At 53.1% G+C, this 22,176-nt stretch carries 25 protein-coding genes; 5 read left to right on the forward strand and 20 right to left on the reverse strand.

Features of this window, described 5'->3' with window-relative positions; all coding sequences use genetic code 11:
* Positions 1–69: 69 nt before the first annotated feature.
* The 8 genes from KP014_RS22685 to KP014_RS22720 all read right to left on the reverse strand — a co-directional run bounded on the left by KP014_RS22685 (position 70) and on the right by KP014_RS22720 (position 6,515).
* Positions 70–1,104: an NAD(P)/FAD-dependent oxidoreductase gene (locus tag KP014_RS22685; RefSeq protein ID WP_036601988.1), complete on the reverse strand. Its 1,035-nt coding sequence runs from the start codon at positions 1,102–1,104 to the stop codon at positions 70–72.
* 174 nt (positions 1,105–1,278) lie between these two features.
* Positions 1,279–1,782 (reverse strand): ferritin, encoded by a 504-nt coding sequence (locus KP014_RS22690; protein WP_036601990.1) that lies wholly within the window; start codon positions 1,780–1,782, stop codon positions 1,279–1,281.
* A gap of 108 nt (positions 1,783–1,890) precedes the next feature.
* Positions 1,891–2,625 carry a thioesterase II family protein gene (locus tag KP014_RS22695; RefSeq protein ID WP_051500518.1) on the reverse strand — a complete coding sequence of 245 codons (735 nt, stop codon included), beginning with the start codon at positions 2,623–2,625 and terminating at the stop codon, positions 1,891–1,893.
* Positions 2,612–3,337 (reverse strand): 4'-phosphopantetheinyl transferase family protein, encoded by a 726-nt coding sequence (locus KP014_RS22700; protein ID WP_051500519.1) that lies wholly within the window; start codon positions 3,335–3,337, stop codon positions 2,612–2,614. Before KP014_RS22700 ends, KP014_RS22695 begins: the two co-directional genes overlap by 14 nt.
* Positions 3,338–3,522: 185 nt before the next feature.
* The gene (gene sigF, locus KP014_RS22705) at positions 3,523–4,278 is read right to left on the reverse strand and encodes an RNA polymerase sporulation sigma factor SigF (protein WP_036601992.1); all 756 of its coding nucleotides are present in this window, start codon (positions 4,276–4,278) and stop codon (positions 3,523–3,525) included.
* 11 nt (positions 4,279–4,289) lie between these two features.
* On the reverse strand, positions 4,290–4,745 hold the full coding sequence (gene spoIIAB / locus KP014_RS22710; RefSeq protein WP_036601994.1) for an anti-sigma F factor: 456 nt from the start codon (positions 4,743–4,745) through the stop codon (positions 4,290–4,292).
* Positions 4,742–5,095 carry an anti-sigma F factor antagonist gene (spoIIAA, locus tag KP014_RS22715; protein ID WP_036601996.1) on the reverse strand — a complete coding sequence of 118 codons (354 nt, stop codon included), beginning with the start codon at positions 5,093–5,095 and terminating at the stop codon, positions 4,742–4,744. The genes spoIIAB and spoIIAA overlap by 4 nt, the downstream gene beginning before the upstream one ends.
* Positions 5,096–5,318: 223 nt before the next feature.
* Entirely contained in the window at positions 5,319–6,515 is a 1,197-nt protein-coding gene (locus KP014_RS22720) for a D-alanyl-D-alanine carboxypeptidase family protein (RefSeq protein WP_036601998.1), read from the reverse strand.
* Positions 6,516–6,705: 190 nt separating this feature from the next.
* Here KP014_RS22720 and KP014_RS22725 point away from each other — a divergent pair, with 190 nt between their 5' ends.
* The gene (locus tag KP014_RS22725; RefSeq protein ID WP_051500520.1) at positions 6,706–7,779 is read left to right on the forward strand and encodes a serine hydrolase domain-containing protein; all 1,074 of its coding nucleotides are present in this window, start codon (positions 6,706–6,708) and stop codon (positions 7,777–7,779) included.
* An 89-nt stretch (positions 7,780–7,868) separates the two neighbouring features.
* Here KP014_RS22725 and KP014_RS22730 read toward each other — a convergent pair whose 3' ends face one another.
* The 11 genes from KP014_RS22730 to KP014_RS22780 form a co-directional block, all read right to left on the reverse strand.
* Positions 7,869–8,381, reverse strand: a complete 513-nt coding sequence (locus KP014_RS22730; RefSeq protein ID WP_036602000.1) for a flavin reductase family protein — start codon at positions 8,379–8,381, stop codon at positions 7,869–7,871.
* A 47-nt stretch (positions 8,382–8,428) separates the two neighbouring features.
* Positions 8,429–9,760, reverse strand: coding sequence for a pyrimidine-nucleoside phosphorylase (locus tag KP014_RS22735; protein WP_036602002.1), 1,332 nt, complete (start codon positions 9,758–9,760; stop codon positions 8,429–8,431).
* 1 nt (position 9,761) lies between these two features.
* Entirely contained in the window at positions 9,762–10,637 is an 876-nt protein-coding gene (locus tag KP014_RS22740) for a purine-nucleoside phosphorylase (protein ID WP_036602004.1), read from the reverse strand.
* A 15-nt stretch (positions 10,638–10,652) separates the two neighbouring features.
* Positions 10,653–11,480 (reverse strand): purine-nucleoside phosphorylase, encoded by an 828-nt coding sequence (locus KP014_RS22745; RefSeq protein ID WP_090834164.1) that lies wholly within the window; start codon positions 11,478–11,480, stop codon positions 10,653–10,655.
* Positions 11,481–11,559: 79 nt separating this feature from the next.
* Positions 11,560–12,738, reverse strand: coding sequence for a phosphopentomutase (gene deoB, locus KP014_RS22750; RefSeq protein ID WP_036594992.1), 1,179 nt, complete (start codon positions 12,736–12,738; stop codon positions 11,560–11,562).
* 65 nt (positions 12,739–12,803) lie between these two features.
* Positions 12,804–13,697, reverse strand: a complete 894-nt coding sequence (gene xerD, locus KP014_RS22755; RefSeq protein WP_036594983.1) for a site-specific tyrosine recombinase XerD — start codon at positions 13,695–13,697, stop codon at positions 12,804–12,806.
* 153 nt (positions 13,698–13,850) lie between these two features.
* Complete coding sequence (locus tag KP014_RS22760) at positions 13,851–14,084, reverse strand: DUF4227 family protein (protein ID WP_036594985.1); 234 nt, start codon at positions 14,082–14,084, stop codon at positions 13,851–13,853.
* Between the two features lie 242 nt (positions 14,085–14,326).
* Positions 14,327–14,794 (reverse strand): ferric iron uptake transcriptional regulator, encoded by a 468-nt coding sequence (gene fur / locus KP014_RS22765; protein WP_036594994.1) that lies wholly within the window; start codon positions 14,792–14,794, stop codon positions 14,327–14,329.
* A gap of 94 nt (positions 14,795–14,888) precedes the next feature.
* Positions 14,889–15,539: a stage II sporulation protein M gene (spoIIM, locus tag KP014_RS22770; RefSeq protein WP_036594988.1), complete on the reverse strand. Its 651-nt coding sequence runs from the start codon at positions 15,537–15,539 to the stop codon at positions 14,889–14,891.
* A 56-nt stretch (positions 15,540–15,595) separates the two neighbouring features.
* A complete protein-coding gene (locus KP014_RS22775) occupies positions 15,596–16,858 on the reverse strand; it encodes an endonuclease Q family protein (RefSeq protein WP_090834162.1) in 1,263 nt (420 codons plus the stop codon).
* Positions 16,859–16,875: 17 nt separating this feature from the next.
* Positions 16,876–17,466, reverse strand: a complete 591-nt coding sequence (locus tag KP014_RS22780; RefSeq protein WP_036601086.1) for an NUDIX hydrolase — start codon at positions 17,464–17,466, stop codon at positions 16,876–16,878.
* A gap of 76 nt (positions 17,467–17,542) precedes the next feature.
* Here KP014_RS22780 and KP014_RS22785 point away from each other — a divergent pair, with 76 nt between their 5' ends.
* The 4 genes from KP014_RS22785 to KP014_RS22800 all read left to right on the forward strand — a co-directional run bounded on the left by KP014_RS22785 (position 17,543) and on the right by KP014_RS22800 (position 20,725).
* Entirely contained in the window at positions 17,543–17,740 is a 198-nt protein-coding gene (locus tag KP014_RS22785) for a hypothetical protein (protein ID WP_036601089.1), read from the forward strand.
* A 416-nt stretch (positions 17,741–18,156) separates the two neighbouring features.
* Entirely contained in the window at positions 18,157–18,942 is a 786-nt protein-coding gene (locus KP014_RS22790; RefSeq protein ID WP_139210591.1) for an ABC transporter permease, read from the forward strand.
* A gap of 3 nt (positions 18,943–18,945) precedes the next feature.
* A complete protein-coding gene (locus tag KP014_RS22795) occupies positions 18,946–19,740 on the forward strand; it encodes an ABC transporter permease (RefSeq protein ID WP_139210590.1) in 795 nt (264 codons plus the stop codon).
* Positions 19,741–19,744: 4 nt separating this feature from the next.
* Positions 19,745–20,725: an ABC transporter ATP-binding protein gene (locus tag KP014_RS22800; protein WP_051500139.1), complete on the forward strand. Its 981-nt coding sequence runs from the start codon at positions 19,745–19,747 to the stop codon at positions 20,723–20,725.
* 284 nt (positions 20,726–21,009) lie between these two features.
* Here the strand turns inward: KP014_RS22800 and KP014_RS22805 are convergent, their stop codons facing one another.
* Positions 21,010–22,137 (reverse strand): M20/M25/M40 family metallo-hydrolase, encoded by a 1,128-nt coding sequence (locus KP014_RS22805; protein WP_090834160.1) that lies wholly within the window; start codon positions 22,135–22,137, stop codon positions 21,010–21,012.
* Between the last annotated feature and the right edge of the window lie 39 nt (positions 22,138–22,176).

Raw genomic sequence — 22,176 nt, forward strand, 5'->3', positions numbered from 1 at the left:
TCCCCAATAAGGGCAGTGCAGCCTTCCTCTCACTTAGCGAATAACCTGCGGGCTGTCAACCTATGCCGATTATTCCAGTGGGCCCAGCGCCTTGTTCTTCTCTTTGAAGCGTTCGTTGTGCGAAGAGACGTAGGCGACCTTCGGGGCTTCCGGATCAAGGTACAGCTTGGCGCTGTTCAGAGCCAATACCGCGTCCGTAAATGCACCGGCAATCAGCCTCACCTTGCTGCCATAGCTGACAAAATCCCCCGCGGCGAACACGCCGGGCAGATTCGTTTCGAGCTTTTCGTTGACATTCGCAGTCCATTCCCCCATGTCCAGCCCCCAGTCCCGCACGGGTCCGAAATCGGATCTCATCCCGTGATTGACGATGACGGCGTCCACCTTAAGCCGTTCGGTTTCTCCGGTATCCACATGACAGATGGTAACCTCCTCTATACGTTCACCCCCGGCGCTGTGCAGTTGGCTCACCAAATAAGGCGTGCGCACATTTACCGAGGACTCTTTAATGTTGGCAATATTTTTCTCATGTCCGCCGAACTGCTCGCGCCGATGCACGATGGTAACCCGCTGCGCCACCGGCTCCAGCGCGTTTGCCCAGTCCACCGCAGAATCGCCGCCGCCGGATATCAGCACATGCTTGCCTCTGAATGGCTCCAATTCCTGAACGGTATAATGCAGGTTCGAGATCTCATATCGGTCCGCTCCTTCAATCTCCAGCTTGTCCATCTTCAGAATCCCGTATCCGATACACAGAATTACCGTACGGGTCCAATGGAGGTTACCCCCCGAGGAGGTCAATAGATAAGTCCCATCCTCCTGCCGGTCCATCGCGATAATTTGCTCCCCCAGCACAATGGCCGGATCGAAGGTAGCCGCCTGCTGCTTAAGCCGATCGATTAGCTGTCTGCAAAGTACAGGCGTGACACCGCCTACGTCCCAAATGACCTTCTCGGGATATATGAGCATTTTACCGCCCAACTCTGGATTTGCATCAATTAATTTGGTCTTCAGGTCACGCATGCCGCTATAAAAAGCCGTATACATACCGGCAGGCCCCCCGCCGATAATCGTTACATCGTATAAGTCCGGTTGATGTCCCATCGCTCTCCTCCAGTGAGTACATATATAAATTCCTCTAAATATTTGATATTGATAATCATTATCGTTAGAATTGTATCCGAAAACAGCCCCTTGTGGCAACACAAAAAGCCCGAGCACTCGGGCTCGGGCTTGATTGATTTAAGTATGTACCCCTCAGATATTGGGTCGCCGGATTTACTCGGCCGGAGGAGTAAATGTGCGGGCAGCAAACTCCGCATCCATCATAAAGAAAGCATTGCTGTCGTTCTCGATCCGCTTCAGCTTTTGAATAATGCTGCTGAACAGCGCCTCTTCCTCGACCTGCTCGTCAATGAACCATTTCAGGAAATAGATCGTGGCATGCTCGCGCGCATCGAGCGCCAGATCGGCCAGATGGTAGAATTTGCTGGTGTTCTTCTGCTCATGAGCATAACTTGCCTCAAAAGCTTCCAGAACGGAAGCATATTCATTCTTCGGCTCCGGCAGTGCCGCCAGCGTAGCCCGGATATCCCGGTCGTTCAGGAATTTGTAGATCTTCATCGCATGGAAACGTTCTTCTTCCGCCTGAATCAGAAAAAAGTTCGCGAACCCGTCCAGACTTTCGCCGGAACAATACGCCGCCATCGCCAAGTACACATGCGCCGAATAAAACTCAAAATTCATTTGCTCATTTAGCGCTTTTGCCAGTTCCTCTTGCATGTAACCACACTCCATCCTTTTTTATATTTTCCCCTCTATCATATCATGAAGTCTATTTTCAATGCCTGACATGGGAGAGGAAAAACATGACGAATGCGAGAAAAATATTCAGACAGTACGACCCACGGAAGAGTTAAAGGATTTAGCTGATAGAACCTGATTAATGACCTTTGTCACTTCTTCCGGATATTCAGTAATGAAGAAGTGTCCTCCGTTCATTTCGTAAATAGGAGAGGAACAATCAGTGAGATTTTTCCATAAAAGCAAATCCTCGAATCTGATGTTACTATCGCTTCTGCCCGTTAATATCGTCATGTCACAGGCAATAGACTCATCTTTCTCTACAAATTTATAGTTCTCAATAATTTGAAAATCGTTTTTTATTATAGGCAGAATTACATCAAGAATAAGGGGATTATCAAGAATATCATCGGGTGTCCCCCCAAATGCCCTAAGGACATTAATAAAGTCACTGTCAGCCATACCTGAATAATTCGTTTCTGATTCTAGTTGGGGCGCTTGTCTGCCTGACACAAAGAGGTGCAGCGGATGCTTTCCTCCTGCGCGCCGAATTGCGTAATAAACTTCATAGGCCAGCCAACTGCCCATACTATGTCCGAATAATGCATAGCAGCCATCCTCTATGTAAGCCTTGATTTGCTGGTAAACATCCTGAACCGCCTCATCGAAAGTTTCATAGAACGGTTCCTTGAATCTTCTTCCCCTTCCCGCCAACTCGACTGGAATCAATTCGATGGAAGGATCAATAAATTTGCGCCAAGTGTTAAACGATGAGGCTGAGCCTCCAGCATAAGGAAAACACAGCAGTTTAACGCGTTGCATAATTCCCTCCCGATACCTCAACAAATTCCTTGAATAGTTCAAGGCAATCGATCCTTTGTATCTCTTCGGGATGATTTGGGTTTTCAGAGCATAGTGTGACCTTGTATTGGGGGAAGAGATGGAACGCTTTGAAATAGCAATCCGGTTCTTTGACCGGAAAGCCGTCTTTTTCGGACAGCTCAATACCGTTATCGTCAATCCGGATAGAGAAAGAATTGAGCGGCATGGACAGTCCTTTACCTCTAAACTTGATATAGCTCTCCTTGGCGGTCCACAATTGATAGAAATAATCGTTACGCCTATCTTCGGGTATTTCCTTTATTTCTTTGTTCTCCCTGCCGGAAAAGAAGCGGTCGGCTATAGTTAGGTCTATAGGCTTGATCTCTTCTATGTCGATTCCTATAGGATGCTGGTCAACGGCGCAAAGAACATAGTCTCCGGAATGCGATAGATTATAATGATAATCCGGATATGCGACAAGAAAAGGTTTGCCGTACCGATTAACCGTGAACCGAAGAGATTCGTTGTCAACTCTATGTTCTCGAAGGAACAAGGTTCGAATCAAGGCTTCCGCTACTACGCTTCGGATACGGTCATCCTTTCTGGAAAAGCGGAGCGTACGGTTTCTCCTCTCTTCCGACAGACGATTCAGTACCTCATGATAATCTGTTCCTGGTGACTTGGGGATTTTCACGCCATAAATACCGACCAACACCCTCATCTCCTTAAAAATATTGATAAAATATTTATAATTTATCCTATATTTTCAAATATGCACCCATTGTAAATTATGTTTTTGCGACTGTCCACTACTAAATTCAGCATCAGAAAAACAAAACCCGCAAAAAGCAGCCTTAGCCAAGGCTTCTTCTTACGGGTTGTCCGTTCGGTAACCATTCACTGCGCAATCTGCTCCTTGATACTTTGCAAAATCTTCTTCTCCAGCCGCGACACCTGGACCTGGGAAATGCCAAGGCGGCTTGCAACCTCGGACTGGGTCTGGTCGCGGTAGTAGCGAAGGTAGACGATCAACCGTTCACGCTCGGTCAGGGAACCGATGGCTTCATTCAGCGCAAGCTTGTCGAACCATTTCTCCTGGGACTCGTCAGCGATCTGATCGATCAGGGTAATCGGGTCGCCGTCATTCTCGAACACGGTCTCGTGGATCGAGGTCGGCGGCTTGTTGGCCTCCTGGGCGAAGACGATTTCTTCGGGCGTGACGCCCAGCGCCTCCGCCACCTCGCCGATTGTCGGCAGACGGCCATGCGTTTTAGACATCTCGTCCTTCATTTTGCGAACCTTGTTGGCCATTTCCTTAAGCGACCGGCTGACCTTCAGGGTACCGTCATCGCGCAGGAACCGTTGGATCTCGCCGATAATCATCGGCACGGCGTAGGTCGAGAACTTGACGTCATAGCTGAGATCGAACTTGTCCACGGACTTCAGCAGACCGATACAACCGATCTGGAACAGGTCGTCAGGCTCGTATCCCCGGTTCATAAACCGCTGCACCACCGACCAGACAAGCCGGATATTGCAGCTTACCAGCGTGTCGCGGGCAGTCGTGTCACCGGCTTGGCTGAGCGCGATCAGCCGTTTGACCTCCGCATCGTCCAAATAGGTCTGCGGAGCTTTTTTTGATTCTGCATCCATGGCTCCATCCCCTAATTATATAAAGCTTTTTTTGAGACGATCGTCTTCTTCATATGGATTGAGGTCCCTTGTCCGGGTTCGCTGGTGACTTCAAATTCGTCCATGAAGTTCTCCATGATGGTAAAGCCCATGCCCGAACGCTCCAGCTCCGGCTTGGATGTGTACAGCGGCTGCTGCGCCAGCTCCAGATCGTCGATGCCCTTACCCTTGTCCTCGATCACAAGATGCACCGTCTCCCCTTTGATAACCGCAGAGATGTATACAATCCCCGACGGATCGCTGTCATAGCCGTGAATAATGCAGTTGGTGACCGCCTCCGACACAACCGTCTTCAGATCGTTCAGCTCATCCAGAGTCGGATCGAGCCTGGAGACGAAAGCCGCGACGACTACGCGCGCGAACGACTCATTCTCCGACAGCGCCGCAAACTGGACGCTCATGTAATTTTCCGATTGTTCCTGTGTCATAACGCCACCTCCAAATCCGAAAGCGCTGCGCTCTCATCCTCATACAGCGGCATGATTTTCAGCAGACCCGACATTTCCAGGAGCCGCTTGACCGGCGGATTGGCATCGCAGATGACCATTTTTCCGCCTTTGCCGCGAATCAGCTTGTACCGTCCCAGAATAACGCCCAGCCCCGAGCTGTCCATGAACTGAAGATCCTTCAAGTTCAGTACAAGATGCTCCACCTGCTTCCGCAGAATCGCTTCATCCAAGTCCATTCTCACAAAATCGGCTGCGTGATGGTCCAGCTCCCCGGTCAGACGAACGACCAGCACACCCCTGTGATGTTCCAACTGCACATGAGAATTCATTTCGCCACTCTCCTCTTCGTTGCTTTGAAACGGCCTTTGGCAGCTTACAACGTCTTCAAGGACAACGATTTCTACGCGGTGGAGAGCGATTCCTGCCTCACGACAAAACTAGAAGAAAACTCTCATCGTTCTACAAAAGGATCGGGACAAGCCGGCAAAAACCGCCTCATGTCCGGTTAAGCATGGGAAGACGAGTTCCGCAGTGTTACGCGCTGCTCGTCCGTCAGTTCACCTTGAACATTGAGCCCGCCGTCCGCTTGAACAGCTTCCACCAGCCGGCCTTGGCAATCTCCTCGGGCGCCTTCAGTTCATACTGCTTCACTACCGTATTGCCCTGGTAAACGACCAGCTTGCCGATCGTCTGGCCTTTGGATATTGGAGCCTTGACATTGTCCAGAATGACGGCTTCATGACGGACACCTTCCTGGGTAATTCCTTTTTTCAGTAAAATAGTATAGTTCTCTTGCGCTGTGATCGGCAGTTCGGCCTTGACGCCCTTCCCGATCTTGAGCGTGCCCAGCTTGTCACCGGCCTTATGAATCGTATGGACTTTGTACTGCGAGAACAGGAAGTCGAACATGCCCGAGACCTCGCTGTTGCGCGTCTTTGTATTGGGCTCTCCCAGCACAACGGCGACTGCCCGCAGCCCGTCTCTTGACGCGGTTGCCGACAGACAGAATTTGGCCTCCGAAGTATATCCGGTCTTCAGCCCGTCCGCCCCGGTATAGAAGCGCACCAGCTTGTTCGTATTTACGAGCCAGAACGGCTTCTCCGAGTCCTTACGAAGATAATCCTGGTAGGAACCGGTATATTTGATAATCCGGTCATGCTTCAGGAGCTCGCGGCTCATGACCGCGATGTCATGGGCAGAGGAATAGTGGTTCTCGGCAGGAAGCCCATTGCAGTTGGCAAAATGCGTATCCTTCAGGCCGAGCTCCTCCGCCCGTTTGTTCATCAGGTCGACAAAAGCGCTCTCCGAACCGGCGAGCTTCTCCGCCATCGCCACGGACGCGTCGTTGCCGGAAGCCATCGCGATGCCCTTCAGCATCTCGTCCACAGTCATCTCTTCACCCGGCTCCAGAAAAATCTGCGAGCCCCCCATCGACGCGGCGTAATCGCTTGTCCGGACCTTGTCGGTCAGCTTCAGCCGTCCGTCATCCAGCGCTTCAACGGTGAGCAGCATCGTCATAATCTTCGTGATGCTCGCCGGAGGCAGCTTATCATGGCTGTTCTTCTCGTAAATGACGGTGCCGGTCCCGGAATCCATCAGAATGGCCGAGCGCGCCTGCGGCGCCAGATCGGCCGCCTTGGCGGCACCGCCGGACTTCTGCCCCTTTTCCTCCGCGAACGCCGCGGTGACCGGGCTCACAGCGCTAAAGACGATGCACAACGCCAGCAAACATAAGCGAAATTTTGTCATCAAAGTTCCCCTCCTGAACGTTAACCTTCTTATCGCAGGTACTGTGTTCCAGTTTCGTCAGAAAAGGGCGGAAATATTCCATAATTTTGCTGGCAAGCAGGATTATTTGCTGTACAGGCGGAATTTTTTTAAGGAAAACCAGCTCGATCCTGTTATATACATTGATTGAAAAAAATAGTATGGAGGAAAAATGTTGAAGACTCACAAATTAACGGACACACTGAACAAGGCGGCGGAGGAAATCGGTTTTTCGGGGACCGTTGCGCTAAAAATGCCCTGGTGCGACCCGCTTGTACTGCCGTATGGCTTCGCACAAAGAGAGAACCTGATTCCGAATAAAGCCTGCACTTCGTTCGGGACCGCTTCCGGCGGCAAGCTGTTTACGGCGCTTTCCATTTGTCAGCTTGCGGAACAAGGCGAATTGAAGCTTGACGGACGGATCGGGGACTACCTCAATCTGAAGGAAGATTTTCCCCATTTCAATAAAGAGATTACGATCCACCATCTGCTCACCCACTCCTCCGGGATCAGCGACTATTTCGATGAAGAAGTAATGGACGATTTCGAGCAGTTGTGGGAGAAGCACCCGATGTATAGGCTTAGGACGCTCGGGGATTTTGTACCACTAATCCGGGATCTGCCGATAAAATTCACTCCGGGCGGGCGGTTTCACTATAATAATGCGGGGTACATCGTGCTTGGGCTTGTTATTGAGCGGGAATCGGGCATGCCATTTGCCGATTATGTAGAAAGCCGGATTTTCCAGCCTTGCGGGATGACAAGATCAGGTTACTATCCATTGGATAGGCTGCCGGCGGATACGGCAACAGGCTACATTGATGAGGAGGACGGTACGTGGAGAAGCAATATCTACTCTATTCCCGTCAAAGGGGGCGCGGATGGCGGCGTATTCCTGGCAGCCCCGGATATGCTTAAATTCTGGGATGCTTTAATGAACGGCGGCCTGCTGGGGGCGGATCTGCTCGGATGCCTGTTGTCCCCGCAGATCGCCGATAAAGATTGTGAATATTACGGCTATGGCATCTGGATTACGAAACGGGACGACATATCAGTAAAATACCATATTATGGGATCCGATCCGGGCGTCTCCTTTCGCTCCGCCTTCTATCCCGGGCCCGGCCTCGCGCTGGCCGTAACCTGCAACAAAAGCATGGGAGCGTACCGTATGATGCGGATGGTTGAAGAGGAACTGCTTACAGAGGAACTGGCTTGGAAGGCAGAAGTTCCAATGATTGACCTATGAAAAAACGGGGGTATCCCATAAGCCATAGTAGAAATGACTTATGGGATACCCCCGTCCTTGCCGGGTCAAGAATAATCCGTCAATCGAATTTATTCCTTGATCCGGACCTGCGTAATCTCTCCAACATACAAACGATGGTAATCTTTTTTGGGGTACATCTGATGAATGCTTTCATCCAGAAACTTAGCCGGGTCCAAGTCCTGATAGTAGAGCTTGCGGCATTCGAGCACAAGTCTGGCTTCCTGGAAATATACAATCCCCGGCGTGTCTTCCACAGGAGTGATGTCCGCAGCCTCGGCTTTATCCGTATCTCTTCCCGAAGCGCTTCCGCAGATTTCCAGCGCACTCCGGTATTCCTCCGTAAAAAACGACAGAGAGAACGTGTCGGCGGCTTCCATGAATTCGTAAGTATAGCGGGTTGGCCTTACTACGCAAAAAGCGATGTTTTTGTGCCAGAGGATGCCGAGTCCGCCCCAGCTGGCTGTCATCGTGTTATACCGCTGCGCTCCTCCAGCCGTGATCAGCATCCAGTCTTGCCCAATTAACTTGAACACATTATCCGTCAGTTCTTGCGGATCCAACAATTTAAACGCTTGGCTCATTCCTTCTCCTCCACCACATGAAATACAATCAATCCCAGTATACTCCATTAATACCGGGTTACGCCATCCTTTGTAACGATGGCATAAACGAGTGGCGGCGGCGTTACCGGCTGAGCCGTAATGCGGTAGGCTTCAAGCACCTTGTCCTCGGCTTCCTTTACCTTGCTCTCGGAAGCGTCGTTCACATGCAGGACGGCCAATATGTCTCCGGCGGAGACGGCGTCCCCAACCTTCTTCGACAGCACGATGCCGACGGCCAAGTCGATGACGGATTCCTTAGTCTCCCGTCCCGCGCCGAGCAGCATGGCGGCGATGCCGATTTCCTCGGCCTGGATCGCTTCGATATGGCCATCTGCTGCCGCTTTAACCTCTACCTGCTTCCGGGCGGCGGGCAGCATCGAAGGCGATTCAATCTGGGCCGCATCCCCGCCCTGGGCCGCGACGATCTCCTTCAGCTTCTCAAACGCGCTGCCGTCCGCGATGTGCTCACGAAGGATCGCGCGAGCTTCCTCCGTATCCTTCGCCTTGCCGCCGAGAACCAGCATCTGGCTGCCAAGGATAAGGCATACTTCAGTGAGGTCCTTCGGACCATTGCCGCGCAGCGTTTCGATGCCTTCCTTGATTTCCAGCGCGTTGCCGATGCCGTACCCAAGCGGCTGGTCCATGTCGCTGATGACGGCGACCGTGTTGCGGCCAAGCTGGGTTCCGATATCGACCATCGCCTGCGCCAGCGCGATGGAATCATCCAGCGTCTTCATGAACGCGCCGCTGCCGGTCTTGACATCAAGCACGATCGCGTCCGCGCCGGCGGCGATTTTCTTGCTCATGACGGAGCTGGCGATGAGCGGAATGGATTCCACTGTAGCTGTCACATCCCGCAGGGCGTACAGCTTCTTGTCAGCCGGGGTAATATTGCCGGACTGGCCGATAACCGCCGCGCCAATTTCGCCGACCTGGGCGAAAAAGCGCTCGCGGTCCATCTCGACGGAGAAGCCGGAGATGGACTCCAGCTTGTCCAGCGTGCCGCCGGTGTGGCCGAGGCCGCGCCCGGACATTTTTGCGACCGGCACGCCAGCCGATGCCACTAGGGGAGCTAGAACGACGGTCGTCTTATCCCCCACGCCTCCGGTAGAGTGCTTGTCCACCTTGATGCCCGCGATCGGACTAAGGTCGACCTGGTCGCCGGACTTGGCCATTTCCAGGGTCAAATCACCGGTCTCGCGGGCGTTCATACCTTGGAAATAGACGGCCATCGCCCAAGCGGACATTTGATAGTCAGGTATTTCCCCGCGGCTGTAGCCTTGGATGAGGAAAGAGATTTCCTCGCGGCTCAGCTCGCCTCCGTCTCTTTTCTTATGGATAATGTCGATCGCCCGCATATTAAATCTGTACCTCGCGCACGAAAGCGCGGACGAGGCCGATAAACTTCGGTTTGGTCAGATTCGCAACCTTGACTACCTGCTCATGCGTCAAGGGCTCCAATTCGTCGCCGATCGCCATGTCGGTAATACAGGTAATGCCCAGCACTTTCAGTCTGCTGTGACTCGCGGCGATCACTTCGGGAACAGTCGACATGCCGACGGCGTCGCCGCCGAGAAGCGCGAGCATATTAAGCTCGGAAGGCGTCTCATAGGTCGGGCCGCTAATGCCTGCGTATACCCCTTCCTGAAGCTTCAGGCTGTCTCCGTCCTCTCCCTTGATTTCCGGCGCCAGCTTCTTGGCAAGCGCGATATATTCCGGGTCGTAGGCGCGGGACATGTCCGGGAAACGCACGCCAAGCTCCGGATCATTCGGTCCGATCAGCGGATTGTCACCCGTCATATTCAGATGATCGGTGATCAGCATCAGGTCGCCTGCTTTGAACGCCCGGTTCATGCCGCCGCCCGCATTGGTGATAACGAGCGTGCCGATGCCGAGCTTGGCCAGAACGTATACGGGCAGCACAACCTTGCGCATCGCATAGCCTTCATAATAGTGGAAACGTCCCTGCATGATGATAACGTCCTTGCCTTCCAGCTTGCCGATGACGAATCGTCCGGCATGTCCTTCCACCGTCGAGCGCGGAAAATGAGGAATCTCTTCGTAAGGCAAGTATACGGCATCCTCAATCTGGTCGCCCAGATCGCCAAGGCCGGAACCGAGGATCAGGCCGATGACCGGCTTATAAGCCCCCAGCTTGGACTCGACATAGGCGGCGGCTTCCTTTACTTGTACGCCGTAAGCGGCCTCTGATGCGTTGTTTGCGGATTGTGTCATTGTAGATTCCTCCTTTTACATATTCGGAATTAGAGCAAGCACAAGGCTCAAGAAGCGCTCACGCACACGCTCAGCCGTCTCCATGACCTCATCATGGGACAAGGGCTGGTCCAGAATGCCCGCGGCCATGTTCGTAATACAGGAGATGCCGAGTACTTCGATACCGGCATGGCGGGCGACGATTGTCTCGGATACGGTGGACATGCCGACCGCATCGGCGCCCAGGCGGCGCAGCATGACAATCTCGGCAGGCGTCTCATAGCACGGCCCGAGCAGGCCCGCATAGATGCCTTCCTTGAACGTGAAGTTCTGGGCCTTCGCCGTTTCGCGCGCCACAGCGATCAGCCGGCGGCTGTACGACTCGGACATATCAGGGAAGCGCACGCCAAGCTTGGCATCATTCGGTCCGATCAGCGGATTGCGGCCGGTCAAGTTAAGATGGTCGGTGAGGAGCATCAAATCTCCCGCCGAGAAATCCGTATTCACTCCGCCGGCGGCGTTGGTCACGAGCAGGCTGGTCACGCCTAGCTCCTTCATCACGCGGACAGGAAACGCCGTCGTCTCCGGTCCGTAGCCCTCATACATATGAAAGCGGCCTTTCATCATCACGACCTTGCGGCCTTCAATCGTGCCGATCAAGAGTTCCCCTTCATGTCCTTCCACAGTGGACACCGGAAAATGGGGGATGTCCTGATAAGGAATGCTAATCCCGTCCTGGATCAAATCAGCCAGAATGCCGAGGCCGGAGCCGAGAATCAGCCCGATTTCCGGCGCTTCCGCCCCTTTGCTCTTGATGTACCCTGCTGCTTCCTGAATCGCGCTGAGGCTTACTGTGTTCGTCATGTATGCTCCTCCTTAAATGTAGGCGTGTGCGTAATTATGATGCAGATTCCAAAAAAATCGATGCCGCCCGTCCGGCGGATTACTTCAGCTCTCCAAGGAAGCTGGTCCCGTACTGCGGCGCCGCCGCTCCGAAATTCTCGGCGATTGTCGCCGCCACATCGGAGAAGGTTGCGCGAACGCCAAGACTGCTTGGGGTCTTAAGCTTCGGACCATATACGAGCAGAGGCACGTATTCACGGGTATGGTCGGTTCCGCTGTGTACGGGATCATTGCCGTGGTCGGCGGACACAATCAGCAGATCATCCTCGCCCAAGGCGGACATAATATCCGGCAGTGCCTTATCGAACACCTCAAGAGCACGGCCGTAGCCTTCCGGATCGCGCCGGTGTCCGTAGAGGGAATCGAAATCGACCAGATTCGTAAACAGCAGCCCGTCAAAAGGCTCACGAAGCTGTTCAATCGTCACTTCGATACCATGTTCATTGCTCTTGGTCGGATAAGAAGCCGTCACGCCCTCGCCCGTAAAAATATCGTTGATCTTGCCAACGGCGATTACATCTTTGCCGATATCTGCCAGCGCGTTCATCACTGTCGGCTCCGGCGGCTTCACTGCATAATCATGCCGGTTCGGCGTCCGGGTAAAGCTTCCGGGCTCACCGACATAGGGCCGGGCAATAACGCGGCCCACTGAGAATTCCGGCGCCATCGTCAGCTCGCGGGCGATATGACAAGCATGGTACAGCTCGTCCAGCGGAATGATCTCCTCATGCGCAGCCAGCTGAAATACGCTGTCCGCCGAGGTATAGACGATCCATGCTCCCGTCTTCATCTGCTCTTCGCCGTATTCCACAAGAATTTCGGTGCCAGAGGCCGGTTTGTTGCCAAGCACCTTGCGGCCTGTGGCAGCTTCGAACTTCTGTATCAGCTCCGCCGGAAATCCGTCCGGATACGTATTGAACGGCGTCTCGATCTTCAGGCCCATCAGTTCCCAGTGGCCGGTCATCGTATCTTTGCCAACGGAAACCTCCTGCATCTTTCCATAATAGGCTTCCGGTGCCGAAGCCGGCTCTAGCGGCGGCAGCGGGGCGATATTCGCCAGGCCCAAACGCTGCATATTCGGCAGCTTCAGCCCGGGGTTCCGCTCCAGAATATGGCCGAGCGTATGCGCGCCCGCATCGCCGAAGCCGGCGGCGTCCGGAGCCTCCCCGATGCCGACGCTGTCAAGTACAATAAAGCAAATCCGTTTAAAAGAGGACACTTTCGTCCACGCTCCCTTTAGCGTAAGTAATGGTAATGATTGATATGTTTCCCCGGAAAAAGACATTACCGCGCCCGGGGATGATGCTTTTCATAAACTTCCTTCATATTTGCGCGGGCGATGCCGCTATACATCTGCGTCGTAGAGATATCGGCATGTCCGAGCATCTGCTGCACGGAGCGCAGATCGGCCCCTCTTTCCAGCAGATGGGCGGCGAACGAATGCCGCAGCGTATGCGGCGTAATATCCTGCCGGATATTCGTCTCCCTCGCGTATTTTTTAATTATTTTCCAGAAGCCCTGCCGGGTAAGCCTGCCGCCTAGACTATTTAGAAACAGCGCCGGTTGGTCCTTGTCTTCGCGCAGCAGCTTGTCCCGGCTGTCCCTGGTATAAGCCTCCACGCATTCCGACGCGATGACCCCAATCGGCACCACCCGTTCCTTGCCGCCGAAGCCGGAGCACCGTGCAAATCCCAGGCTGGGCTTCACATCGCCAACATCAAGCATAATCAGCTCGGATACCCGGATTCCGGCCGCATACAGCAGTTCCAGCATCGCCTTGTCACGCAGCCCGTGCGGAGTCAAGAGATCGGGCGCTGCCAGCAGCCGCTCCACCTCTTCAACGCTCAGTACCATCGGAGCCTTCTTCTCAGACCTCACCGCTTCCATTTCAAGCGTCGGATCCACGGTGATCAGCCTTTCTTTTAGCAGAAATTGAAAAAAGGCGCGGAGCGAGACCTTGTTCCGGTTAATGGTCGCCGCCGCCCGGCCCGCCGCTTTAAGCCCGCCGAGATAGAGCGTAATCAGCGGCTTTCGGATATCGTCCGCAGTTAGGACGCCCCGCCCTGCGGCATAGTCCAAAAACTGTGAAACATCGCGTCCGTAGGATTCCAGGGTGCTGGGCGACACGTTTTTTTCACGGGAAAGGTACTGCAAAAAGGCCTGCAAGTGTGACTTCATTAGTCCACGCTCCCACCACAGCACGCCGCATAGATGCGGTCAAAGATTCGGCGCAAAAGGCGCCACGCCGCGCAAACTTACAGTCACCGGAATAACTCCCGTTCTAAACATTTCATTCGACATAATTTGTAACTATTCCTGCCCGAAGCGGATTCACTCCCCGTACCAATAGTACAGGCGAAGCCTTTCTCCCGGATTCATTGCCTCTCCCCCGGGCTGAATCTCGTGAAACGCCCGAACCGCCGAGCCTTCCGGTATGTCCGGATCGGGTACGGGATTGATCCAGCTGTGAAGCAGGTCCATTATATTATAGAACAGGCAGCTCAATGCGACAAATATCACAATGTAACAGAGCCGTCGAAGCGCTTTGGGTACGGAAAAGATCATTTTGCATGCCTCCCGTGAAGAACTTTTGACCCGTGCAAAATCCGATGCCCGTATGCTTTGCCGCTGATACGGACAATCCCTTTCCTTCACTCTATGCAACTTCAGGCTCGCTTATGTATATCCCGGCGCTATGAACACGCTTGCTGACGCCACCAAAAAGCTCTCTCCGGCAAAGTGCCGGGGAGAGCTGCTGGGTGTATCTTCTATTAACTTGATTCTATTAACTTAATTAGTCTATGAATTTACTCGGTACGGTTGCCTTCCGAATTGTTCTTCTCCCTGCAGCGGTAGCAAATCCCGTGAAAATCGAGTCTGTGGTCGATTACCGCGAAATTGAATTCCTTCTCCAGCTTCTCTTCCAGTGATCCAAGCCAGTCTTCGCGGATCTCATCCATGCTGCCGCATTGCACGCATATCATATGATGATGATGGTGCTTGGAGGTATCCGTGCGCAGATCATATCTCGCGACGCCGTCGCCGAAGTTGATCTTCTCCACGATATGAAGCTCGCTGAGGAGTTCAAGGGTACGATATACGGTGGCGAGACCGATCTCGGGAGCCTTCTCCTTTACGAGCATGAACACGTCTTCGGCACTGAGATGGTCTTCCTCATTCTCCAGCAGTACACGTACGGTCGCTTCCCGTTGGGGTGTAAGCTTGTATCCTTGGGATTGCAGTTGCTGCTTAATTTTATCGATCTTGTCTTCCATAATCATTCTCCCTCCCCCCAGGAAAATAGCTCTGCGTTCTCTTAAAGTCACTTCTTTCATTATAGGGGGAGTAAACTTGAGAAGTCAAACGCTTTTACTGGCCGTTATATTCCGCCGTCGCCTGCACCAAAGATGGAGTCACCCAGCGCATCATCGTCGGCGTAACCCATGTCTCGAAGGAGGATATGCCGAGAATCAGGAGGGCCATAACAAAGGACAGCAGCGTGTACATGGCAAAAGGACGCCCGACGCGAAGCGGACGACGCGCGGTCACCCTGCTGCGGATCATGAGCAGCGAGAACGCGATGGCCGCAGCGCTGCATACGAGAAGCGCCGGGATCACCACAAGGTTATGCGGAGCGACGGACACAAGCGCGAACAGCAGACCATGCCATGAATATTGGCTTACCAGGCAGCCGACCGTGAAGCCGATGAGCACACCCTTGAGGAAATCCAGAACAAGTATGCCGGGAAGCCCGATAACCGACAGGCCGAGAATCCAGATCAGGCCGATCCATTTCAGATGAAGACCCGCAATGCTCCAGAACGATTCCGGCGCTGCGGGAAGCCCGTGCTGATCCACGGTCATAAAGAAATTGCCCAGATAGTCGCTGAGCTCCTGCTGCTGGTCCATCGTCAGCGCGCTGATGATCAGGGCACCGAAGACGACCCCAACCAAGAATAATACGGCGACAAAAATATAAAGCGGCGTCTGCTCCTTAATCATATGACGGAAGTTCCGCATCGGGGACGTTCTCCTCTCATGGTCACATGTTACACCATATGAAGAAATGCCCCGCTCTATGACTTGTCCTTAGGCGTAAGGGCTACTCTGCCGTAAGTTCCGCCCCCGCCGGCGGTAAGCTCCAGGCTTCCGGAGCGGGCGGCGGCGATCTTCGCGGCAAGCTCCGCTCCGGCTACCGCAGCCAGTTCCTCCTCGCCGGCTTCGTGAAGGATATTCATCTCGGTGCCGAAGGCCTGAAGCAGAAGATTCATCTTCGCCTTGCCGAGGCCCGGAATAAACTCCAGCGGAACCTGATAACGGTAAGGCGGGCGGCGAGCCGGAACGACCGGTTCCTTCCTGTCCGCGATATTCAGAATCCGGTCCAGCACACCCTGCACCAGCTTTACGCTGCCGCAGTACGGACAGCGCTGCGAGGTCGCATAAGCTTCGTCGATAATGCTGCCGCAGCCGGCGCAGTACGTGCGGTGGTACTTGCCAAGCCGGGGGTTCAGCCCGTAATTGGCCGTAACCCGGCGGCCTTCGCGGCCTTCAAGCGCAAGCCGCAGCTCCGCAAACGAAGGGGCGGCGAGCTCCATTTCATTGTATTCGCGTCCGATCTTGCCCAGCGAATGAGCATCCGAATTCGTCAGAAACGTGTACGGATCGAGTTCGGAAATATAGCCGGCCATTTCCGAATCCGCGCTGAGACCGAGTTCCACGGCGGCGATCCGCCGGAGGTCGAACAGCTCGGCCATCCGCTCGGCGGCACAGCCATACAAGCCTTTATGCGGCGTGAAGATGTGGGCGGGTATCAATATCCCTCCGCGCCCGTATATCTCGTCCTGAAGCTCCCGGGAGGGAACATAGATACGCTGGGAGCTTAAGTTAACGTTCCGCATATGGCGCCCCATCCAGAGGCTGAATTCGGTCATCGTCTTAAGATCGGGCATGAAGGCCAGCACATGGCATTCTTTGCGCCCGGGCTCGCGGATTTCGATCTCTGTACCGAGTATGATTGCCGTTCCGCGGTACGCGATGCCGCCGCCTTCGGCCTCCGTCATCTCTCCATCATGGAGACAGTTCAGAATATCCCGCTGAACGGCAGGGGAGTGGCTGTCGATAATGCCGATTAAGCCGATTCCCTTGCGCTCCGCCGCTTCCTTGGCGATTCCCGCAAAGGTCAGATCGCGGCTGCCACTGATCTTGACCGGCTGTCCCTCGGACGTTCTGCCGATATGGACATGCAGGTCGCAATAGCAGCGGACAAGCTCCGGTTCCCCGGCGGATTTCGAACCGTACGCCTTAACATCCGGCTCCTCCGCAGAAGCATTCCGGCCCATAAGAGCCTCCGTGCGTTCTAGTTCCATTTCCCGGTGAGCGTGTACAGATGCCAGGCATAAACCGCCATCATGGTCTTCGCGTCGGCAATCCGCCCGTCGGCAATGTATTCGTACGCTTCTTCGAGAGTCAGCTCCGTCACAACAAGGAACTCGTCCTCGTCAAGCGCCATCTCTCCGCTCTGCGCATTCTCCGTCACATACAGATGAATAATCTCGTTGGCGAAACCCGGAGAGGTGTAGAACGATTTCAGCAGGAACAGATCGCCGCCGTGAAAGCCCGTCTCTTCCTGCAATTCCCGCCCGGCGGCTGCCAGCGGATCTTCGCCGGGGTCCAGTTTACCTGCTGGAATCTCCACTTCCGTTCGTCCCATCGGCTGACGGAACTGCTCGACAACGAGCATTTTGCCCTTATTCAGGGCCAGAACCGCGACCGCTCCCGGATGCTTAACCACTTCCCGGGTTGCAGTATTACCGTCCGGCAACGTCACCGTGTCCACCTGAAGCGTAATGATTTTGCCTTCAAAAATAGGCTGGGTGGATACCGTAGTCTCGTCCAGCGCCGGATTGGCCGGCCATACTTTCTTCACTTCAGTTCCTTGATTTTCCATATTTTTCAGGTCTCCTTTGTCTCTGGTCTGCATACGGTGTATTATAGCAAACTTCAAGAGAAAGAAGGAAATCGTCATGAATAACAGGGTAGGCCGTACGGGGTTGTTGATCGCGGGAAAACCGGAACAAATTCGTCAAGGGCTGCTCGCTTTGCAGAAGCGGTTCGGTCCCGATATGCCGCTAAAATATGTACTGTCGCTGCAAATGGCTCTCCGTCTCGAAATCGGCGCGGAGAACCGGATCAAACCGTCCGAAACCTCCCAGGCGGGATAGATGCGCTAACGGTTCGAATCGAATGAAAGCGCTTCATATTGAATGAGGCTGCTGTGCTCCATTTTATTCGTATCAGGATTGCTTCATATTCGTTTCAAGCTGGAAGCGCCCCGCGGATTCAAGGGAGCGCTTCTTTTCTATTTGGTGATAAACTGTCTATTTGCCAAGGCCCGTTTTCATTGTAACTCCCCCACATTCTACGAAAAACTTTCCTGAAGAAGATAATATACAAAAAAGTACGTTCTTCTCTTGAGTAGTTTTAGTGGCGTTGCCAAAAAAACTTCGCCGAGTTGGGGTGAAGCAAAATGTTCAAATTGTAATTGCTAAAAATTAAACATTAAAGTAATATGGTTAACACTCACACTTTTTTTCTAATCCAATGGAAAGGAAGGAATGCCTTGCGCCTATTTTTGAAAATGATTCTTCTGAATCTGAAAGTTTTCCTGGCTTACCCCAGGGGATTTCTGATTTCCATTGTGATCCATCCGTTTATGCTCATTCTGAACATTTATCTGTTCCACAGCATTTACGCTTATAATGGCAGCTCTCATATCAAGGGCTATGACCTCACACAGATGATCTGGTACTATGCGGTCGGCACTTTCGTTTGGATCTTCACATTCAACTTTACGGACAGGCGAATGTCAAATTACATTTTATCTGGCGATATAGGTCCGCTATTGCTTAGGCCAGTCTCTCTGTTCCGCTTCGAACTTGCGAACGCGATTGCATTGCGCACCGCGGGTGTTTTATTCGAATTTATTCCCGATATGATTATTTATTCGTTGATTCTGCCTCCGACGTTCATGACGCTTGCTTCGTTCGGCAAATTTCTATCCATTATCGCGCCTGCTTTCATACTTCACTTCCTTATGAACTATCTTATCGGCATGACCGCGATTCTAACCCATAACAACGAGGGCATCCATCGGCTCAAATATGCGTTGCTCCAGCTTCTTGGCGGTACGCTGATTCCTCTTGAATTTTTCCCGGAATGGCTGAGACATATCTGCGATGCGCTTCCTTTCCAGTACATATTTTATGAACCGATCCGTATCTTTATTAACCACCCGGATACCGCCCCTTTGGGTATATGGCTGCATGTGCTCTTGATGCAACTGCTATGGATAGCCATCTTTTATGCTGCAATTCGCATAATCTGGGCAGTTCTAATCAAAAAAGTCGTCGTGGCGGGAGGGTAGCAGGTGGCAACTTTATCTGGACTTATGCGATTGTACATTTGGCACATGAAGCTTAGCTTGTCACGCGCCATGATCTACCGCTTTGACTTCTTGACTAACTTATTGATATCTATTATCGTCTCGGGTCTGGGGCCGCTCGTCCAGTATATTTTCTTTACACAGACGCGCGGTTACCCTGGCTGGACGCTGGATCAAATCCTGCTGTTCCAAGGCATCCTGCTCCTTTGGTTCGGTATTCGCGAACTGCTATTCGGAGATCTTCGCCATTCGGTCATGCAAATGGTCTGGAAAGGCGAGTTCGACCGGCTGCTGCTTAAGCCGTATCCGCCGATCGGCGTGCTGCTTTGCAGCGGCTTTCAGTTGAACGGCATCGGCTCTTGTATTGCCGGTTTGACCGTTACCAGCCTGGCCTTTCACCGGCTGCATATTGATTTGACTTTTACCAAGCTACTGATGATGATGGTCAGCTTGGTATGCGGCGTCATTTTGTTCATGGCTGTCAACATCTTCTACAGCGCTATCGTCATCATGATTGTGCAGATGGGGAGGATTGATGAAATGTTCGACCGGATTACCGATTTCGGGAACTACCCAACCAACATTTTTCCTGTCGCACTTCGCATGGTGATGGTTACTTTTCTGCCATTTGCCATTTGGACGTATTATCCGGCACAGATTCTGCTGGGCAGGTTGGACAGCTTGATATGGGCGGCTTCGGTTTGCTGTGTGGCGCTGTTCTGGCTGAGCATCGCAGCATGGAACCGTTGTCTGCGCAATTACACGAGTGCGGGAGGATAACGGGTTGAACGACACAATCATAGAGGTACGGGGTTTGACAAAGACCTTCAAGAAAATAAAGAAAAAGGAAGGTTTCCTGTCATCCATCCGATCACTGGTCAGCCGGGAAGTCGAGCATGTAAACAGTGTGAGCGATGTGAATCTGAGCATCCGGAAAGGAGAAATCAGAGGGCTTATCGGCCCGAACGGCGCTGGCAAATCGACAACGATCAAGATGATGTCAGGCATTCTCCACCCGTCTGAGGGTACGGTCAACGTACTTGGCTTTACTCCTTGGTTGGAACGGGAACGGTTCGTGCGGCATCTAGGAGTACTGTTCGGCCAAAAGTCGCAGCTGTGGTGGGATTTACCGCCAATAGATACCTTTGCGCTGAACAAGGAAATGTATCGGATACCGGATGAAAAATACAAAGAGCGAATGGCTTACTTCAAGGAACTGCTGCAAATTGGCCATGTCGTGAACCAGCCCGTCCGTACCCTGTCGCTTGGCGAACGCATGAAATGCGAGCTGGTGTGCGCGCTTCTGCATGAGCCCGCGTTGATCTTCTTAGATGAACCAACAATTGGCCTGGACATCGTCTCCAAGGAAACGATCCGCCGTTTCATTAAGCAAATGAACAAAGAGCAGGGTACGACTTTCCTGGTCACAACGCATGACCTGGCCGATCTCGAGAACCTGTGTGACAACGTAACGATCATAAACAAGGGGAAGGTCGTTTTCGACGACAGCATGGAAACCCTAAGCACTTATTTTGCCAACAGCAAGATCATTGAAGTAAAATTCAACAAACCGCTCGATCCATCAAAACTGGAAGGATACAACGTGATTGCATGGGGGCAGCAGTCCGCTCAAATCGAGATTGATCTGACGAAGAATGATATTAAGCGTTCCGTTTACGAAATCCTTGACAGGTTCCAAGTGGCCGACATTAACATCACCAATATCCCAATCGAGCAGGTCATCAAGCATATCTATAGTGCATAAATAGGGCTGACGAAGAAGAGTTAAGTTTGAGCAGGATGAAGAGCAATAACGGGAATAAGCCGATCTCCATGCCTGGAACAGGCAAGATCGGCTTTAATTTTTGAAATATCCGCGGGAACCTGCGCCGGACAAGCGTCCGGAACGACTCGGATGCTTGCCCCGGCAGAGCGCTTTTGCGTGCAGAGATTTTCCGCAGCTGATCGTTTTCCTTGCCGACAATTACTTCGTCAGCCGTTTTTCTCCGTCGGGATTACCGCCGAAAGGAGGTTGTTCAGCTCCCAGAGTTATTGATTTACGCTTTCTTTGACAATCGCCACTACCAGCTCGGCCGCCTTGACGATATCAGCCGCCTTGATCCGCTCTTTGGTCGTATGAATATTCTCATATCCAATGGCCAGGTTGAGCGTCGGCACGTTCAGTCCGTTGAACACATTGGCGTCACTGCCGCCGCCCGACGGGAAACGCCTTGGTGTCAGCCCGATCGAGGATATGGACCGCTCAGCCAGCTTCACAATGGGGTCATGCTCGTTAAAGCTGAAGGCCGGGTAGATGATCTCGCTGCGGAATTCGCATTCCGCCCCATATTCGCGCACTGTAGTTTCAAGCGCTTCGCGCATCTGCGCCAGCTGCAGATCCACCTTTTCCTGGACAATGCTCCGCGCTTCCGCATCCAGCTGCACATGATCGCAGACGACGTTCGTCGGGCCGCCGCCTGCAAATCTGCCGATATTGGCGGTCGTCTCGCTGTCGATGCGGCCAAGCTTCATCGCGGCAATCGCTTTGCCTGCCACCTGGATGGCGCTGATGCCGTCTTCGGGATTGACGCCGGCATGAGCTGATTTGCCGAAGATCTGCATCGAGATCTTCGCCTGAGTCGGAGCGGCTACCGCGATGGCGCCGATTTCGCCGTTGGAATCAAGCGCAAAGCCGAAATCCGCGTCCAAATATTTCGGGTCGAGCGAACGCGAGCCGACCAGCCCGGACTCCTCGCCCGCCGTGATGACGAACTGAATTTGCCCATGCGGAAGGTTCTGCTCCTTGATTACGCGAATCCCTTCAAAGAGCGCGGCCAGACCCGCTTTGTCGTCCGCCCCGAGGATGGTCGTGCCATCGCTCGTGATCCAGCCGTCTTCTCCGAGCGTTGGCTTGATTCCCTGACCCGGAACAACCGTATCCATATGGCAGGTGAACAGCAGCTTGGGAGCGTCTTCCGCATTCTCCGCAGGCCATGTGACAATCAGATTGCCCGCGCCGTGCCCGGTTCTTTCTTGTGAATCGTCTTCTACGGCTTTAAGTCCCAGCTCCTTGAATTTGCCGATCAGGTGATCGGCGATGTTCCGTTCATTCTTCGTCTCGCTGTCGATCTGGACAAGTTCTATAAATTCCTGAATCAATCGGTCTTGTACTACCACCGGACTTCCCTCGCTTTCAAGTATACGTTACAATAAGTT

The organism is Paenibacillus sophorae (assembly GCF_018966525.1).
In the GTDB taxonomy this organism is placed as follows: Bacteria; Bacillota; Bacilli; order Paenibacillales; family Paenibacillaceae; genus Paenibacillus_AQ; species Paenibacillus_AQ sophorae.